At 58.3% G+C, this 17,240-nt stretch carries 14 protein-coding genes; 10 read left to right on the top strand and 4 right to left on the bottom strand.

Annotation, left to right across the window (positions count from 1 at the left end; translation table 11 throughout):
* Nucleotides 1-36 precede the first annotated feature (36 nt).
* The 4 genes from GM154_RS13365 to GM154_RS13350 are packed head-to-tail and all read left to right on the top strand — an operon-like array spanning nt 37 to nt 3,134.
* Nucleotides 37-816 carry an EAL domain-containing protein gene (locus tag GM154_RS13365; RefSeq protein WP_219652507.1) on the top strand — a complete coding sequence of 260 codons (780 nt, stop codon included), beginning with the start codon at nt 37-39 and terminating at the stop codon, nt 814-816.
* Nucleotides 817-864: 48 nt separating this feature from the next.
* Nucleotides 865-1,314, top strand: a complete 450-nt coding sequence (locus tag GM154_RS13360; RefSeq protein WP_256205724.1) for an ATP-dependent zinc protease — start codon at nt 865-867, stop codon at nt 1,312-1,314.
* Nucleotides 1,311-2,216, top strand: a complete 906-nt coding sequence (gene rimK, locus GM154_RS13355; protein ID WP_010796730.1) for a 30S ribosomal protein S6--L-glutamate ligase — start codon at nt 1,311-1,313, stop codon at nt 2,214-2,216. Before GM154_RS13360 ends, rimK begins: the two co-directional genes overlap by 4 nt.
* Before the next feature lie 3 nt (nt 2,217-2,219).
* Nucleotides 2,220-3,134 (top strand): LD-carboxypeptidase, encoded by a 915-nt coding sequence (locus tag GM154_RS13350; RefSeq protein WP_219652506.1) that lies wholly within the window; start codon nt 2,220-2,222, stop codon nt 3,132-3,134.
* Nucleotides 3,135-3,141: 7 nt separating this feature from the next.
* Here GM154_RS13350 and GM154_RS13345 read toward each other — a convergent pair whose 3' ends face one another.
* Nucleotides 3,142-4,455, bottom strand: a complete 1,314-nt coding sequence (locus GM154_RS13345) for an ATP-binding protein (RefSeq protein WP_219652505.1) — start codon at nt 4,453-4,455, stop codon at nt 3,142-3,144.
* Between the two features lie 201 nt (nt 4,456-4,656).
* Here GM154_RS13345 and GM154_RS13340 point away from each other — a divergent pair, with 201 nt between their 5' ends.
* A complete protein-coding gene (locus GM154_RS13340) occupies nt 4,657-5,520 on the top strand; it encodes an undecaprenyl-diphosphate phosphatase (RefSeq protein WP_219854971.1) in 864 nt (287 codons plus the stop codon).
* A 23-nt stretch (nt 5,521-5,543) separates the two neighbouring features.
* Here GM154_RS13340 and ompR read toward each other — a convergent pair whose 3' ends face one another.
* Entirely contained in the window at nt 5,544-6,275 is a 732-nt protein-coding gene (gene ompR / locus GM154_RS13335; protein ID WP_010796726.1) for a two-component system response regulator OmpR, read from the bottom strand.
* A gap of 227 nt (nt 6,276-6,502) precedes the next feature.
* On the opposite strand from ompR, the gene GM154_RS13330 reads away from it, so the two are divergent.
* The 3 genes from GM154_RS13330 (at nt 6,503) to gshA (ending at nt 10,982) form a co-directional block, all read left to right on the top strand.
* On the top strand, nt 6,503-8,830 hold the full coding sequence (locus tag GM154_RS13330) for a Tex family protein (protein ID WP_219652504.1): 2,328 nt from the start codon (nt 6,503-6,505) through the stop codon (nt 8,828-8,830).
* Between the two features lie 2 nt (nt 8,831-8,832).
* Nucleotides 8,833-9,216, top strand: a complete 384-nt coding sequence (locus tag GM154_RS13325; RefSeq protein WP_122040966.1) for a PaaI family thioesterase — start codon at nt 8,833-8,835, stop codon at nt 9,214-9,216.
* Nucleotides 9,217-9,398: 182 nt separating this feature from the next.
* Complete coding sequence (gene gshA / locus GM154_RS13320) at nt 9,399-10,982, top strand: glutamate--cysteine ligase (RefSeq protein ID WP_219652503.1); 1,584 nt, start codon at nt 9,399-9,401, stop codon at nt 10,980-10,982.
* A 37-nt stretch (nt 10,983-11,019) separates the two neighbouring features.
* Here the strand turns inward: gshA and argA are convergent, their stop codons facing one another.
* Both argA and argE read right to left on the bottom strand, forming a co-directional pair.
* Nucleotides 11,020-12,321, bottom strand: a complete 1,302-nt coding sequence (gene argA / locus GM154_RS13315; RefSeq protein WP_074821604.1) for an amino-acid N-acetyltransferase — start codon at nt 12,319-12,321, stop codon at nt 11,020-11,022.
* Between the two features lie 75 nt (nt 12,322-12,396).
* Nucleotides 12,397-13,557 (bottom strand): acetylornithine deacetylase, encoded by a 1,161-nt coding sequence (gene argE / locus GM154_RS13310; RefSeq protein WP_074821597.1) that lies wholly within the window; start codon nt 13,555-13,557, stop codon nt 12,397-12,399.
* 243 nt (nt 13,558-13,800) lie between these two features.
* Between argE and GM154_RS13305 the strand changes: the two genes are divergently transcribed.
* Entirely contained in the window at nt 13,801-15,153 is a 1,353-nt protein-coding gene (locus tag GM154_RS13305) for an inorganic triphosphatase (RefSeq protein ID WP_219652502.1), read from the top strand.
* A gap of 276 nt (nt 15,154-15,429) precedes the next feature.
* Nucleotides 15,430-17,211: a GspE/PulE family protein gene (locus GM154_RS13300; RefSeq protein WP_074821590.1), complete on the top strand. Its 1,782-nt coding sequence runs from the start codon at nt 15,430-15,432 to the stop codon at nt 17,209-17,211.
* Nucleotides 17,212-17,240 lie beyond the last annotated feature (29 nt).

Below are 17,240 nucleotides of genomic sequence, written 5' to 3'. Positions count from 1 at the left end.
ACCAGGGCTGGTTACGGGCATTCTAACGGTACGATCATGAAGACCTTCTTTCCTGAAGAATTAACCAACCCTATGCGCTGCCAGGGCTGCCACCAGAGTGAACCCCTTGGGTTCGATTTCGCCTTTGCCTATCAGCCTATTGTTGACGTAACCACTCGCAGTATCTTTGCTCACGAGGCGCTGGTCCGTGGCCCGGAAGGCCAGGGTGCGCTTTCAGTGCTTGAGCGGGTGGATGCGCATAACCGCTATCGTTTCGATCAGTTATGCCGCACCAAGGCGATTTCAGGCGCAGCAAAGCTTGGAATGAAGGAAAAACTTTCCATCAACTTTCTTCCAAATGCCGTCTATCGACCGGAGCTGTGCATTCGCAGCACACTGGAGGCGGCCAAACGGCATGACTTTCCGTTGAGCAATCTTATTTTTGAAACAGTTGAAAGCGAGCATATTGGTGATAGCCAGCATCTAATGCATATCCTGAAGGAATATCGCCAGTTCGGCTTCATGACGGCGATTGACGACTTTGGTGCCGGACATTCAGGCTTGAACCTGCTAGCCGCTTTTCAACCGGATCTGATCAAGCTGGATATGGCCTTGATTCGCAATATCGATCATGATCGAATCCGGCAGGCCATTGTTCGAGCCGTCGTCTCCATGTGTACGGAGTTGAACATCCAGATCATTGCCGAAGGTATTGAAACCGCTGCCGAGCGTGATTGCCTGCGTGACATTGGTATCACGTTGATGCAGGGTTACTGGTTTGCCAAGCCTGCGTTCAATGCGCTGGCCTCCATCGATAAGCAGATATGGGGACACTGATCCCGACTTCAAGGATTACGCTTGGACACACTCGACGAGCTGGCCATTATCGGCCTACGTGAATGGGTCGCCCTGCCGGACCTGGGCGTAATCGGCCTGAGGGCCAAGATCGACACAGGTGCGAGCACTTCAGCCCTGCATGCAACGGAAGTTGTTCCTTTTGAGCGTAACGGTGAACGCTGGGTGCGTTTTACGGTCCATCTGGGCACACTGGTGCAGTCCCGGCACCGGCATTGCGAAGCCCCGTTGGTAGCCAAGAAGACCATACGAAGCTCCAATGGCCATGCTCAGAACCGCTATGTGATTCGAACCAATCTCGCTCTGGGTAATCGATCCTGGCCAGTGGAATTTACCCTGGCCTGCCGCAAGAGCATGCGTTACCGCATGCTTCTAGGCTCGAAAGCCTTGGTCGAGGGTGGCCTGATCGTGAATCCGGCCGTCAGCTATGCGCAAGACAAACCCATCCTATCCCTCTCTCCCGCTCCGGGTGCTGCATGAAAATCGCTGTGCTGTCGCGTAATCCTCGCCTGTATTCCACTCGTCGCCTGGTGGAAGCCGGGGAGCAACGTGGTCATCAGATGGTCGTGATCGATACGTTGCGCGCGTATATGAATATCGCAAGCCACAAACCGCAGATTCACTATAGAGGCAAGCCGCTCGAAGACTTCGATGCCGTGATTCCGCGAATTGGGGCATCGGTAACGTTTTATGGCTGCGCAGTGCTGCGGCAGTTCGAAATGATGGGCGTCTTTCCGCTCAATGAGTCCGTCGCCATCAGCCGAGCCCGAGACAAGCTGCGCTCCCTACAGTTGATGTCACGCAAGGGTGTTGGCCTGCCGGTGACAGGCTTTGCGCACTCTCCAGATGATGTACCGGACCTTATCCGCATGGTTGGCGGTGCTCCGCTGGTCATCAAGCTGCTGGAGGGTACTCAGGGAATCGGCGTGGTGCTGTGTGAAACCGAAAAGGCTGCCGAGTCGGTACTGGAAGCATTCATGGGACTCAAGCAGAACATCATGGTGCAGGAGTATATCCGCGAGGCAGGCGGTGCGGATATTCGCTGCTTTGTGGTGGGTGACAAGGTGATTGCCGCCATGAAACGCCAGGCCAAGCCCGGCGAGTTCCGCTCCAACCTGCATCGCGGCGGCACGGCAAGTCTGGTGAAAATTACGCCTGAAGAGCGTATGGCCGCCATTAGAGCCGCCAAGGTGCTGGGGCTGAATGTGGCCGGTGTCGATATTCTTCGCTCCAATCATGGTCCGCTGGTCATGGAGGTGAACTCCTCACCGGGCCTGGAAGGCATCGAGCAAACGACCAACCAGGACATTGCGGGCATGATCATCCAGTATCTGGAAAAGAACAGTGGCCCCAACCTGACACGTACCAAAGGCAAAGGCTAAGGGATGACAGGCAGCACGTCTCTTCTTGATGCCTCCAGTTTCGGGGGCAAGGTAGCGCTAATTGCACCAGCGGCAGCAATTGCCAACGATGCGCTGGAAACTACCTACGCTCGGTTGCGTGAGATGGAGGTTCCGTATGTTGCAGGCGAGCACGTACAGGCACGTCATCGTTATCTTGCGGGTACAGTGGATCAGCGCCTGGCCGATGTTTATGCGGCCTTTGAGAATCCAAAGGTTAGTGCTGTCTGGTGTTTGCGGGGCGGCTATGGGTGTGCTCAGCTTTTACCGCATCTGGATTGGGAGCGCATCAGGCGGGCTGGCCCTAAACCGCTGATTGGTTTCTCCGATATCTCGATCATGCTCAGCGCCTTTCATCGGCAAAGTCTGCCTGCAGTACATGGTCCAGTGGCTACGGCATTGGCCAAACGATATGACGGTGAAGAACAGCTGCGTCATGAGGACTCGTTTCGCAGTCTCGATCGGCTGCTGAGAACGGCCGGAGGGCATCTGCCAGCCCAACCGGTCAATCACTCGCTCAAGTCCATACAAGGACCGCTGATTGGCGGCAACCTGACGGCACTGGCCAGTACCGAGGGCACCGGCTATGGACTGTATGCGCCTGACGGCGCCATTCTGATCCTGGAGGATGTAGGTGAGCCGTACTATCGCATCGAGCGTAGTCTGTGGCAGCTATTGAACAGTATCGATAGCGCCAGGCTTGGCGCCGTATGCCTGGGCACCTTTACGGATTGCCCACGCAAGGGTGTGGTACACAGCCTTGAAGAGATTATTGCTGAATGGCTGGAGCCTCATGGTGTTCCGTTGTTCTCGGGTCTGCCTAGTGGACACGGCCCGGATAACCAAGCCTGGCCATATGGTCAGGAAGCCCGCCTCGATCATGACGGACTCCACTGGTAGCGTCAGATCAGCTGGCGGTACGAGGCAGCAGCAGACCTAGTGGCAACAAGACGCGCGCCTCGACTCCGCCACCCTCACGATTACGCAGCTCTACGCTGCCACCATGCTGGGCGGCAATACGCCTGACGATGGCCAGCCCCAGCCCGGTACCAGAGCCGGTACGCGCCCGGTTGCCCCGAATGAAAGGATTGAAGATTTCCTCTATCTCACTGGGATCAATGCCCGGTCCCTGGTCCAGAACGCTCAGCACAACATAGGGCGCTGTCGAATCTCCACCTACGTGAGCCCTGACCTCCACGGCGCCGCCTCCATGCTTGAACGCATTTTCCAGGAGGTTGGTCAGCATCCGCTTGATCGACACACGCCGCAAAGCCACGGGCGGCACATCGGTCTGGGAGAGACGGACCCGCTCCTCATTCTGGTTGTAAGGCGCCACGGTTTCCTGAATCAGGTCATTCAGGTTCGTTTCTTCTAAAGGCTCATCGCGTCCATCACGTATAAATGCCAGGAACTGATCGAGAATCAGGTTCATATCCTCGATATCGCGGACCATGTCCTCCGTCATTTCGTCCATTTCAGGCAGCAATTCGACTGAGAGGCGTAGACGGGTAAGCGGCGTGCGCAGGTCGTGGGACACGCCGGCCAACATCAGCTCACGCTCGCGTCCAACCTGCTCGACATCGTGAGCCATCTGATTGAAGGCATGATAGACCTCCATGATCTCGCTTGGCGCATCACTTTCCGGCAGGCGTACGCTATGCCCTTTACCCAGCTCGCGGGCGGCATAGACGAGCCGTTTGAGTGGCCGGTTCAGCTGGCCGACAAACACCCAGGCCACGGCGGTAGAAAACAGGCCAATCCCGAAGAACCAACCCAGCACACTCCAGATTCGCTGGCCTCGCAGGGGGTGAGCGTACAGCGGTATCTTGATCCAATCAGGCCCCAGCGATGGCGCCAGCACCCAAAGTGCAGGCCCCTGCTGTACACGAACCCTGACTTGGGTATCCGGACCCAGTTCCTGCTGCATCTGGCGGTCGAAAATTTCACTGTAAGGCCAATGATACTCACCCGCTGGCACCGTTTCCGGCGATTCATAGTGCAGCCCGGATGCCTGAGCGACAGCGGGACGGTCATCCGGATCAGCGGCCCAGTAGGCCCGCAACGTCAGTGCAGCGCCATGACTGTATTGGCGATCAACCAATACATCTTCGTTGAGCAGCAGGTAAACCAGCGTCAGCGCCTTGGAAAACAGTACGGCAATCAGAACCAGCCAGAGCGAGCGTGCGAAGAAGCTTTGAGGGAACCAGGCAGGCGTTTTCATAGTAACCACACGTCATTGACGCTCCGAGCATATTGCCACCCTATAAAGACCTGCTTCATAGAAAAGGCATCGATTTTGTTGAGTGACTGAACAAAACGGCTTTTTAAATGCCTCACAGCCTCGTTTCGCTAAGAAACACTTTGATACATTTGCCCGACTCTTTTCAAAGACCTCCCACACTGGAGATATTTCGTGTCCGATATGTGCCATACCGGCTTGGACATTGGCTTTGCTTCCCTTAGTTACGCCCAGGTTATTTTCCTAGGTGTTGTGCAGGGTATCACCGAGCTCCTGCCAATTTCCTCTACTGCTCACATGCGTGTCGTTCCAGCCCTGTTAGGTTGGCAAGATCCTGGTTCCGCCTTTTCCGCTGCAATGCAGATGGCAGCTCTGGCAGCTGTCATCAGTTATTTCTGGCGTGACGTCAGCTCCGTTACCACCGGCAGCGTCAATGCAATTCGTCATAAGGACTACAACAGTCGCGCCTTTGTCCTGGCCATGGCAATCATTCTGGCGACAATCCCTATCTGTGTGGTCGGGCTTGCGCTTTCCCCTGTGCTCAATGCCTGCGACTCGCCTTTACGGGGCTTGAATGTCATTGGCTATGCCTGTTTGGGCATGGCGGCGTTGCTGGCCATTGCCGAGCTGACCTGCAAGCACAAGCGCGACATGAGTGAAATGCGCCTGCGCGACGCCTTGATTGTTGGAATTGCACAAATTGGCGCGTTGATTCCAGGAGTATCCCGCTCCGGCTCGACATTGACTGCGGCCATGTTCCTCAACTTAAAGCGTGAAGAAGCAGCCCGCTTTTCTTTCCTGCTGGGCCTGCCCGCGATTGCCCTGGCTGGCTTGAAAGAACTGGTCGTGCTCTGGCATGCGTCCATCCCGGCAGAAGCCTGGTCGCTTCTGCTGGTAGGCATCCTGGTAGCAAGCCTTTCGGCGTTTGCAGCCATCTGGGGTCTGATGCGCTTTCTGGAACGCTTTTCGACCTGGATCTTCATTGTCTATCGAGCGCTGCTGGGCATCTTCCTGTTGGTAGGTGTTCACAACGGCTTGTTCGCCTGAAGGCGTCCCTAAGTGCCGGACTGTTACTTATTGCCGTCCGGCACGAATACGTAGCCAACCCCCCAGACCGTCTGGATATAGCGAGGCTTGGAGGGATCAGGCTCGATCATGCGGCGCAGACGGGAAATCTGTACATCGATCGACCGTTCTAGCGCATCCCACTCACGGCCACGTGCCAGGTTCATCAACTTGTCGCGGGTCAGCGGCTCGCGCGCATGCTGGACCAGCGCCTTGAGCACGGCAAATTCACCGGTGGTCAGCATATGCACTTCATCACCGCGTTTGAGTTCGCGGGTCGCCAGCGAAAGCTCATAATCACCAAAGGTTACGACGGCATCTTCGCTGCCCGGTGCGCCCGGAACCTGGGGTGCTTGCCGGCGCAGAACGGCCTTGATACGGGCCAGAAGTTCGCGAGGGTTGAAAGGCTTGGCCAGATAGTCATCGGCGCCCTGCTCAAGCCCCTGGATGCGACTGCCCTCATCGCCCTTGGCCGTCAGCATGATGATCGGGATCTGGTTGTTCTGCTCACGCAGACGGGCGCAGGCCGACATACCGTCTTCGCCCGGCATCATCAGATCCAGCACGACCAGATGGAAAAGCTCACGGGACATCAGGCGGTCCATCTGCTCGGTGCTTTCCACGGTACGCACACGGTAGCCCTGCTCGGCCAGAAAACGCTCGAGCAGGCGACGCAGACGAGCATCGTCATCTACGACCAGAATCTTTTCACCTTCCGTAACGGGGGTGGTGCTCATGTCAACTCCTTCAAATAGGGAAGTGGATTATGGCGCAGGCCTCGTCCGCAGAGGGACAGTCCATTGTTAGCAGATTTTTCCTGAGAATGGGGGATTAGCCTGCATAAGAAGTTGAAAGCACACACTTATCCTTGGCAAATTGCCGCAGCGCGTTGATACCCGACGGGTATAATGCAGCGCTTCAAGCCTGCCGGTCAGGCCCGCTTCTCTGGTTTTCAGGTGGTTTCATGGACAGTATCAACTCCCGCATCGCCGAAGAGCTCGGCGTCCGCCCACAACAGGTCGCCGCAGCCGTGGCGCTGCTTGATGAGGGATCGACGGTTCCTTTCATCGCCCGTTATAGAAAAGAAGTCACCGGCAGCCTCGACGATACGCACCTGCGTCATCTGGAAGAGCGCCTGCGCTACCTGCGCGAGCTGGAAGAGCGTCGCACGGCGATCCTGGCCAGCATCGACGAGCAAGGTAAACTCACGCCGGAGCTAGCCCGCGAGATCAAGCAGGCCGATACCAAGACCCGTCTTGAAGACCTTTATCTGCCCTATAAGCAGAAGCGTCGTACCAAGGGCCAGATTGCCCTGGAAGCCGGCCTTGGCCCACTGGCAGATGCCTTGCTCAATGACCCAACGCTTTCTCCCGAGACCGAAGCCGCCGGCTATGTAGATGCGGACAAAGGCGTCGCCGACGCAAAAGCGGCCCTGGAGGGTGCCAAATACATTCTGATGGAGCGTTTTGCCGAAGATGCCGACCTCCTGGAAAAGCTGCGCGCATTCCTGAAGCAGGAGGCGACACTTTCAGCTCGTCTGGTGACCGGGAAGGAGCAGGAAGGCGCCAAGTTCAGTGACTATTTCGAACATGACGAGCTTTTCAGAAATGTACCGTCCCACCGAGCCCTTGCGATCTTCCGCGGCCGTAACGAAGGCATCCTGAGTGCCTCGCTCAAGGTAGGCGATGAAGCACCTGGGACCATGCACCCTTGCGAGATAATGATTGCCGAGCATTTCGAGGTGAAGAATCAGAATCGCGCAGCAGACAAATGGCTGGCGGAAGTCGTGCGCTGGACCTGGAAGGTTAAGCTGTACACCTCGCTGGAAACCGATCTGCTGGGCGAGCTGCGTGAAAAGGCTGAAGATGATGCCATCAGCGTATTCGCACGCAACCTGCATGATCTGTTGCTGGCAGCACCTGCTGGCCCACGTGCCACGCTGGGTCTGGACCCAGGACTGCGAACGGGCGTGAAAGTCGCCGTGGTCGACTCAACCGGCAAGCTGCTGGCCACCGATACCGTGTATCCGCACGCCCCGAAAAACCAGTGGGACCAGACCATCGATACGCTGGCGAAGCTGTGTGCCAAGCATGGCGTCGACCTGATTGCCATTGGCAACGGCACGGCTAGCCGCGAGACCGATAAACTGGCGGGAGAACTGATCAAGAAATACCCGGGCCTCAAGATGACCAAAATCATGGTCAGCGAAGCTGGCGCCTCGGTGTACTCAGCGTCCGAACTTGCAGCCAAGGAATTTCCGGATTTGGATGTTTCTTTGCGTGGCGCTGTATCTATTGCTCGCCGCTTGCAGGATCCGCTGGCTGAGCTGGTCAAGATCGAGCCCAAGTCCATTGGCGTGGGCCAGTACCAGCATGACGTCTCACAACTCAAGCTGGCTCGTAGCCTGGATGCTGTGGTGGAAGACTGCGTAAACGCCGTAGGGGTGGACGTAAACACGGCCTCTGCAGCGCTGCTGGCCCGTATCTCCGGTCTGAACGCAACGCTGGCGCAGAATATCGTGGCCTACCGCGACCTGAATGGTGCTTTCAAGTCCCGTCACGAGTTGAAGAAAGTGAGTCGCCTGGGAGACAAGACATTCGAGCAGGCTGCAGGCTTCCTGCGGGTCATGAGCGGCAGCAATCCACTGGATGCCTCTGGCGTTCACCCGGAAGCCTACCCTGTCGTCGAGCGTATCGCTGCTGATACCGGCCGTGATATTCGCTCCCTGATTGGAGACTCCAGCTTCCTGAAGCGCCTGGATCCAAAGAAATTTACTGATGAAACCTTTGGCCTGCCGACCGTGACGGATATCCTGAGCGAGCTGGACAAGCCGGGGCGAGACCCGCGCCCCGAGTTCAAGACAGCAGAATTCCAGGAAGGCGTTGAATCCCTCAAGGATCTCAAGCCCGGTATGATTCTCGAAGGTGTTGTGACCAACGTGACCAACTTTGGTGCGTTCGTCGATATCGGTGTACACCAGGACGGCTTGGTACACATCAGCGCCTTGTCCGAGAAGTTTGTCAAAGACCCCTACGAAGTGGTCAAGGCAGGCGATATCGTGAAGGTCAAGGTCATGGAAGTGGACATTCCCCGTAACCGTGTGGGTCTGTCCATGCGCATGAGCGATACGCCTGGTGAAAAGGTCGAAGGCCAACGTGGCGGGCAACCCCGCAGCGGCAAGCCTGGTAACAACCCATCGCGTGACCGTAATGCACCCCGTAACGAAAGCAAGCCTGCTGCCAGTGGTGCCATGGCAGCACTGTTTGCCAACGCCAAACAATTGAGGAAGTAACCATGAGCCAGTCCGTGGCAGGTAATGACAGTGCATTCAGCCAGCTGCTGGGGATGCGTATCCTCAAAGCCGAGCAGGGAGAATCCGAAGTCCGGATGAACATGCAGGACAAGCTGCTCAACCTGCACGGCAAGATGCATGGTGGCGCGTTGTTCTCGCTGATCGATACAGCGCTTGGACAGGCCAGTCACAGCCTGTTCGAGGGCAAGCCAGGCAGCGTGACCCTGGAGTGCAAGGTCAACTACATTCGGGGCGTCAGCGACGGTGAAATCGTCTGCCGCGCCAAGGTGATCCATCCCGGGCGCAAAACGCACGTCATCGAAGCGGAAGTGCATCAGAACGATAAGTTGGTGGCCAAGGCCCAGGCAACGTTCGCCTGCCTGTAATGCGTTCGCCCGGCGTGTTCTGCGCCGGGCTTTTACCCTGCCACAACGGCGATCGTACCCGCGGTGCACTTCGTCCACTTTCGGATGCAACCGCGGTAGGCCTATTGAAGTCTATTCGACAGACTTGTACACCGGCTCACTCATCCCCATAGTGGGGCCACTGTCGAGTGAAGGAAAACATCTTGAGCGATATCTTGACCCGCCGCCTGGCCCTGCTCGGCGATTCTGCCCATCTGTCGCTGTTGACTGAGTGTCAGCACGGCATCGAACGTGAAACCCTGCGTGTGGACGAGCACGGCCAATTGGCTCAGACACCTCATCCGGCAGCCCTGGGCTCGGCTCTGACTCACCCTCAGATCACGACGGACTATTCCGAGGCCCTGCTTGAATTCATTACTCCCACGGCGCATGACCCTGCCAAGGTGCTTGAGCAGCTCGATGTCATTCACCGCTTCGCTACGCGACAGCTTGACGGTGAGCTCCTGTGGAGCCCGTCGATGCCGTGTCCGCTGCCGGAGGAAGAGCAGATTCCGATTGCCCATTATGGCGATTCCCATATCGGCAAGCTCAAGCATGTCTACCGCCGCGGGCTGGCCGTGCGCTACGGTCGGACCATGCAGTGCATTGCGGGTATCCATTACAACTTTTCGCTGCCGGAAACGCTCTGGCCCTTGTTACGCCAGGCCGAAGGCGATACCCGTAGCGATCGTGACTACCAGTCCTCCCGCTATATTGCGCTGATCCGTAACTTCCGCCGTTACAGCTGGATGCTGATGTACCTGTTCGGTGCCTCTCCTGCGCTGGATGTCGGATTCATGCGTGGCCGCCCGCATCAGTTGGAGACCTTTGATGCCGACACACTGTACCTGCCGTACGCGACCAGTCTGCGCATGAGCGACCTGGGCTATCAGAGCGAGGCGCAAGCCAGCCTGACGCCGTGTTACAACGACCTGCAGAGCTACACGGAGAGCCTGCGCAAGGCAGTGGCGACGCCCTACCCGCCTTACGCTGAAATCGGCACTCACCGCGATGGTGAATGGGTGCAGCTCAACACCAATATCCTGCAGATTGAAAACGAGTATTACTCGAACATCCGGCCCAAGCGGGTTACCCGTACGGGCGAGCGTCCCGTCCAGGCACTGATTGCTCGGGGCGTGCAGTACATCGAAGTCCGGTGCCTGGATATCAACCCGTTCCTGCCACTGGGCATCGACGTGGTGGAGTCACGCTTCCTGGATGCGTTCCTACTGTTCTGCGCCCTTGAGGAAAGCCCGCCGCTGAACGGCGAGTGTGGCGAATGTACGCAGAACTTTACTAAGGTTGTGAAGGAAGGCCGCAAGCCAGGCCTGTTCCTACAACGCCAGGGCGCCCCGATTTCGATGTTGGACTGGGCCGAGCGGCTGCTGGGCTGCATTGATCGCTGTGCCAAACTGCTGGATACCGCCTACGGTGGCAGCGCCTACCATGCATCAGTCGAAGAGCAGCGCCACAAGTTTATCAACCCGGCCCTGACGCCTTCGGCTCAAGTCCTGGCTGAAATGCGCGAGCATGGCGAAAGCTTTGCCGAATTCTCTCTGCGGCAGAGCAAGGTCCATGCTGACTACTTCCGCCAGGCGGAGCTAAGCCCCGAACAGCAGGCCCTTTTCGAACGGATGGCAGAACAGTCATTGAAGGACCAAGAAGAACTGGAGACTGCCGACCAAGGCGACTTCGATACTTTTGCAGCGGCCTACCAAGCCAGCATCCTCGGCACGCTGAGCGTGTAGCGTTCGGGCTCTGGCCGGGCTATCCGGCCAGAATCACCTATAGCGCTTTTTCAAAGATCTTTGAGTTGCGCTGATAGTTGTACAGCGATGCACGAGCACTGGGCAGTCGATCGACGCTGCTGGGCTCAAAGCCTCGCTCGCGAAACCAGTGAGCCGTACGGGTCGTCAGGACGAACAGGGTCTTGATGCCCTGAGCGCGGGCCCTCTGCTCGATGCGTTCCAGCAACTCGTCCCCCCGCCCACCATGTCGATAGTCGGGATTGACCGCCAGACAGGCCAGCTCGCCTGCGTTTGAATCAGCGATCGGATACAGCGCGGCACAGGCGATAATGAGCCCTTCCCGCTCGACGATACTGAACTTGTCGATCTCACGCTCCAGCACTTCCCGCGAGCGGCGTACCAGAATCCCCTGTTCTTCCAGCGGACGGATCAGTTCGATCAGACCGCCCACATCGCCAATATCCGCCTCGCGAATGGACTCGAACTGCTCCTGCGCCACCAGCGTGCCGCTACCGCTGCGGGTAAAGAGCTCGTTGAGCAGTGCGCCATCCTCGGCGTAGCTCACGATATGCGTGCGGCGCACCCCACCCCGGCAGGCCTGAGCGGCCGCATCCAGCAGCTCCGCCTGGTAGTTGCCACTGCCAAGCCGCTCCAGATGCGGCGGCACTTGTTGAGGACGTAGCTCACGGATCAGGTTGCCTTCGGCATCCAGCAGACCTTGCTCGGCACCGTAGAGCACCAGCTTGTCGGCGGCCAGATCGACAGCGGCACGGGTCGCAACGTCTTCACAGGCAATATTAAAAATCTCCCCGGTGGGCGAATACCCCAGCGGTGACAGCAGCACAATAGTGCGCTCATCCAGAAGACGACTGATGCCCTTGCGGTCGATGCGGCGGACCTCACCGGTATGGTGAAAATCGACACCGTCATGGATACCGTAGGGTCGCGCGGTGACGAGGTTGCCGCTGGCTACCCGCAATCGCGCGCCCTGCATGGGGGAGGCAGCCATGTCCATGGACAGACGGGCCTCGATGGACAGGCGCAGACTGCCCACGGCATCGATCACGCACTCCAGCGTCGCAGCGTCGGTGATGCGCAGGTCACGGTGAAAGCGTGGGGCAATTCCGCGCGCAGCCAGTCGCGTCTCGATCTGTGGCCGCGAGCCATGGACCAGTACCAGGCGCACACCCAGGCTGTGCAGCAGCACGAGGTCGTGGACGATATTGCCGAAATTTGGATGCTCCAGCCCGTCGCCAGGCAGCATGACCACAAAGGTCCGGTCACGGTGAGCATTAATGTAGGGAGACGCGTGGCGAAGCCAATTAACGTAATCGTGCATTAAAGAGAAAACCTTGTGCAGCAAAAGTAAAAGGTGAACGGTGAGGGCTCGTTCATCGTCGTCGCAGCAACACGGTCACTCCTTGGCTATTGGTAGCGTTATGCAGTAATGGTGAATCAATTGACGAAGCACCTTTACGGTTGGTTCGATCTGGGAAAGCTCCAGATGTTCGTCTGGCTGATGGGCGCAGGCAATATTTCCAGGCCCCATGACCAACGTCTCGATCCCCAGCTGTTGAAGATACGGCGCTTCGGTGCCAAAGGCTACCGCCTGGGCCTCGCAGCCGGTGAGTTGTTCGGCGATGCGGACCAGTTCGCTGGTAGCTGACTGCTCGAAGGGTGGAACCGCCGGAAACAAGGGTTGGTAGTCGATCTTGACGGCATGGCGCTCTGCAATCGGTCTCAGCCGCCCCTTGATCAGATTGCGCAGCTCGTCCGCCTGCATGCCCGGCAGGGGACGCAGGTCAAACTCCAACGCACACTGCCCGCAGATCCGGTTGGGGTTGTCGCCGCCGTGGATACAGCCCAGATTCAGGGTCGGCTGCGGCACGTTGAAAAAAGGGTTGTGGTGCTCATGCTGCCATTGCTGCCGCAGTGCCATGAGTTCGCCCATGACGGCATGCATGGCCTCCATGGCGCTTCGCCCAAGGCTAGGGTCAGACGAATGGCCGCTCTGCCCCAGGATATCGATACGCTCCATCATGATGCCTTTGTGCATGCGGATGGGCCTGAGACTGGTCGGCTCGCCGATCACCGCGGCACGCCCCAATGGCCTGCCTGCCTCGGCGATCGCCCGGGCACCGTCCATGGAGCATTCTTCATCACAGGTCGCCAGGATGATCAGGGGATGACGGAACGGCTGGTCGATCAGCGTACGAACCGCCTCGATCACCAGGGCGAAAAAGCCCTTCATATCGCAGCTACCCAACCCATACCAACGATCATCCGCCTCGCGTAGTGTTAGCGGGTCGCTGGCCCAGAGCGGCTCATCGTAAGGCACGGTGTCAGTATGCCCGGATAGAACCAGCCCACCCGGTCCGCTGCCATAGGTCGCGATCAGGTTGTATTTTCCGGGCAGAATCTCCTGGGTCTCACAGCGAAAGCCCAGATCCCCCAACCAGCTCGACAACTGCGTAATGACGCCCGCGTTGGACTGGTCTAGCTGTGGTTGTGTGCAACTGACGGACGATTCGGCCAACAAGGCCTTGAATTGCTGTTTGAGCGCGGGGATGGGCATAGGCGTACTCCTTCGGCTAGTTCCCATCTTAGAGTGCTGAATGACCGGGTCAACGCCGCTCCTCGAAAAGATGACGCCAGCGCCATGCGAATCTCCTGTCATGGGCCGCAGGGTTAGATACACTGATACCCAATCAGTCGACTCATAGCCCAGCGAGCCTTGCCGGCCTAGCTATACCGCTGCGCCAAGGCGCCGGTCGAACGCTTCACTTCACAGATCTTTCAGGCACCAGACCTTTTTGCCATGGCCAAAGAAACCGAAATCAAATTACGCGCGACTCCCGAAACCCTTGCTGCCCTGCGTGAGCACCCTGTGCTGAAAAAACGCAACAAGGAAGGTTGGAAGCGCCGCGAGCTGTACAACCAATACTACGACACCGACACCCGTGAGCTGGCCCATGCCCGAGTGGCGCTGCGGGTCCGTCGCGATGGTGACCAGTACATCCAGACCCTCAAGAGCCGCGGCCAGAGCGTGGCAGGCCTGTCCGAGCGCAACGAGTGGGAGTGGAACCTGAGCGGTCCAGACCTGGACACTAGCCTGCTGGGCCCTGAATGCTGGCCAGCGGCTCTGGCTGATCTGGACAAACACCAGCTCAAGCCGATCTTCACAACCGATTTCACTCGCGACTATGCCGATATCGCATGGGAACGCGGCAAGAGCCGTGCTGTAGTCGAGGCAGCGCTGGACCAGGGTGCGGTCCTGGCTGGCGAACATCAGGAAGCCATCTGCGAGCTGGAGCTTGAGCTGCGCGAGGGCGAGCCGGCCGATCTTCTTGAGCTGGCTGAACAGCTGGCGGCTGACCTGCCGCTAATGCCTTGCGACATCAGCAAGGCCGAACGCGGCTATCGCCTGCACGATGCAGCCAGCTACACCCTGCATCTAACGCCCCCTACCCTGACGGCGGAAACCACCCTGGATGACGCATTCGCAGCCATTGCCTGGCACCTGCTTGGCAGCAGCCAGCGTCTGGCAGAACAATACCGCTGGAATGGCCACTGGCGTCTGCTTGTGGAGTGGGTACATCAACTCGTCGACCTACGGGCGCTGCTGAGCAGTCTGGGCCAGGCAGTTCCCCGTACGTCCAGCCGTGACCTGCGCCAGGCACTGGACGCGCTGCTGGCAGATTGGAAAACGTTTGCAACCATTGGCCAAGAAGATGAAGAAGCACGTCAGCAGGCACCAGAGCGCTTTGCCAACGAGTTGGCAAAGCCACGCTGGGGCCACTTCTCGTTGGTGGCGGCCCGCTGGCTGCATGATCGTCGCTGGACAGAAGCCCGTAATGACCGAGGCAACAAGCTAGGCCAGCTGTCGTTGGGCAAGTGGTTGCCCCGAACCCTGGCCGAAGAGGCTGACGCGATTCCTCTTCAGCGCGGCATGAACCAACCCGAGCTGGTGGCAGAGCAGCTGCCACGTGTCGAGCGGATGCTGGTCTGGCTACGCCTCGCCCGTCCGGTGCTTAACTTGCCTGAGACGGATCGTCTCTATGGTGAGCTTGCCAAACTGCCAGCGCTGATCGCCCACGAGCAACACGACGCAGTAGCCAACCAGGCACGAACGCTTATTTCACTGCCAGCCTGGAAAGCCCTGCCCCGCTAATCAGACAGCATGGCGTACCGGCCCTAATGGCGGTGCGCCATGATTTCACCGCGACGGCGCTGTTCATATAATGATCAGCCATCCTCTGGGCGCCTATCTGGCGCTCATTGACGTATCGTCGGACGCACCGAACTTCCTATAGCCTAAAGGCTCAGCTGTGTATAAGCGGCCGAGCGCAAGCCTGACGATCAAACGAAACTGCTGTCTGCCGTTATCCGTACGGCCAGGCGCCCCGATCGAAGGTTAAAGCAGTACATTACAGACGAGGAGACCTGCATGTCCGCTATCGCATCCCCCGCTCAGGACCGTTGGCTGGAGCTCTCCGACGTCCTGCGTGAATTGGTTACACAAGGTCGGATCGACCAGCAGGCCGCCGAGCAATGTCTGACCATTCGCCGCGGCGCTAATAATCCCCAGCAGCACCCGCTCGAATTTCTGGCCGCCCAGAACGTAGAAGATTTGAAGCGTCCCGGGAAGAAACTGGACCTGGAAACCCTGACTCAGTGGCTGGCAGAGTTTTCTGGCCAGCCCTACTTCCGAATCGATCCGTTGAAGATCGACGTGGCCTCGATCACGCCACTGATGTCCTACGCCTTTGCCCAGCGCAACAAGATCCTGGCGGTGGCCGTTGCTCCCGATGAAGTGACCATTGCCAGCGCCCAGCCGTTTGTCAGCAGCTGGGAAAGCAACCTCACCCATGTGCTCAAGCGACCCATCAAGCGTGTGGTGGCCAACCCTGTCGACATTCAACGCTACACACAGGAGTTCTTCCGCTTGGCCAAATCGGTCAGCGGCGCTTCGGCAGTCGAGCAGCGCGGCATCAACGTCGGCAACTTCGAACAGCTGGTCAACCTGGGCGCCAGCGATCAGGAGCCGGACGCCAACGATGCCCACATCGTTAACATCGTGGATTGGCTATTCCAGTACGCCTTCCAACAGCGCGCCAGTGATATTCACGTAGAGCCGCGCCGTGACCAGGGTACCGTTCGCTTTCGTATCGACGGCGTGCTCCATAGCGTTTACCAGTTTCCAGCGCAGGTAACCCTGGCAGTTATCAGCCGCATCAAGAACCTGGGCCGCATGAATGTGGCCGAGAAGCGCAAGCCGCAGGACGGTCGCGTCAAGACGCGTATGCCCGGCGACAAAGAAGTGGAACTACGCCTTTCCACCATGCCGACCGCCTTTGGCGAAAAGCTGGTGATGCGTATCTTCGACCCTGATGTGTTGCTCAAGAGTTTTGACCAGCTGGGCTTTTCGGCCGATGACCTGCGCCGCTGGTCCGCCATGACCGGTCAGCCCAACGGCATTATCCTGGTAACCGGTCCGACCGGCTCAGGCAAGACCACGACGCTGTACACCACGCTCAAGCAGCTGGCGACGCCGGAAGTCAACGTGTGCACCATCGAAGACCCGATCGAAATGGTCGAGGACTCGTTCAATCAGATGCAGGTGCAACACAATATCGATGTGAATTTCGCCAGTGGTGTGCGTGCTCTGATGCGTCAGGACCCCGATATCATCATGATCGGTGAGATCCGTGACCTGGAGACGGCAGAGATGGCCATCCAGGCAGCCCTCACCGGCCACCTGGTGCTCTCCACCCTGCACACCAACGATGCGCCCAGCTCCATCAGCCGCCTGATCGAGTTGGGTGTGCCCTATTACCTGATTCGGGCAACGGTGCTGGGTGTCATGGCGCAGCGTCTGGTGCGGACACTCTGCCCCCACTGCAAGGCGCCGATCGAGCTCAACGAGCAGGACTGGCAGGAGCTTACCCGCCCTTGGAGCGCGCCGCTTCCCACGGGTGCCATGCAGCCCGTAGGCTGCTCTGAATGCCGTGATACGGGCTATCGAGGCCGGGCTGGCGTGTACGAGATCATGGTGCTTTCGGATGCGACCCGACAGTTGATTTCACCGGATACCGATATCACGGCGCTGCGTCGACAGGCCTTCAAAGAGGGCATGCGAAGCCTTCGTCTTTCCGGTGCGCAAAAAATTGCGGCAGGTTTGACTACTATGGAAGAAGTCCTCCGCGTTACACCACAAAGCGAGCGATGAATGATCTATGAACTTCGCCAAAAAAGGGT

The organism is Pseudomonas sp. MAG002Y (assembly GCF_019400845.1).
In the GTDB taxonomy this organism is placed as follows: Bacteria; Pseudomonadota; Gammaproteobacteria; order Pseudomonadales; family Pseudomonadaceae; genus Chryseomonas; species Chryseomonas luteola.
The sequence above is the reverse complement of the archived record's forward strand: the minus strand, read 5'-3'. Positions and strand labels throughout refer to the sequence as shown.

Coding starts and splice junctions, on each gene's coding strand:
- GM154_RS13325 (WP_122040966.1), top strand. CDS start 8,833: ATGAGCCAGTCCGTGGCAGGTAATGACAGTGCATTCAGCCAGCTGCTG.
- argE (WP_074821597.1), bottom strand. CDS start 13,557: ATGCCCATCCCCGCGCTCAAACAGCAATTCAAGGCCTTGTTGGCCGAA.
- rimK (WP_010796730.1), top strand. CDS start 1,311: ATGAAAATCGCTGTGCTGTCGCGTAATCCTCGCCTGTATTCCACTCGT.
- GM154_RS13305 (WP_219652502.1), top strand. CDS start 13,801: ATGGCCAAAGAAACCGAAATCAAATTACGCGCGACTCCCGAAACCCTT.
- GM154_RS13340 (WP_219854971.1), top strand. CDS start 4,657: ATGTGCCATACCGGCTTGGACATTGGCTTTGCTTCCCTTAGTTACGCC.
- GM154_RS13345 (WP_219652505.1), bottom strand. CDS start 4,455: ATGAAAACGCCTGCCTGGTTCCCTCAAAGCTTCTTCGCACGCTCGCTC.
- GM154_RS13350 (WP_219652506.1), top strand. CDS start 2,220: ATGACAGGCAGCACGTCTCTTCTTGATGCCTCCAGTTTCGGGGGCAAG.
- ompR (WP_010796726.1), bottom strand. CDS start 6,275: ATGAGCACCACCCCCGTTACGGAAGGTGAAAAGATTCTGGTCGTAGAT.
- GM154_RS13365 (WP_219652507.1), top strand. CDS start 37: ATGAAGACCTTCTTTCCTGAAGAATTAACCAACCCTATGCGCTGCCAG.
- GM154_RS13300 (WP_074821590.1), top strand. CDS start 15,430: ATGTCCGCTATCGCATCCCCCGCTCAGGACCGTTGGCTGGAGCTCTCC.
- GM154_RS13330 (WP_219652504.1), top strand. CDS start 6,503: ATGGACAGTATCAACTCCCGCATCGCCGAAGAGCTCGGCGTCCGCCCA.
- argA (WP_074821604.1), bottom strand. CDS start 12,321: ATGCACGATTACGTTAATTGGCTTCGCCACGCGTCTCCCTACATTAAT.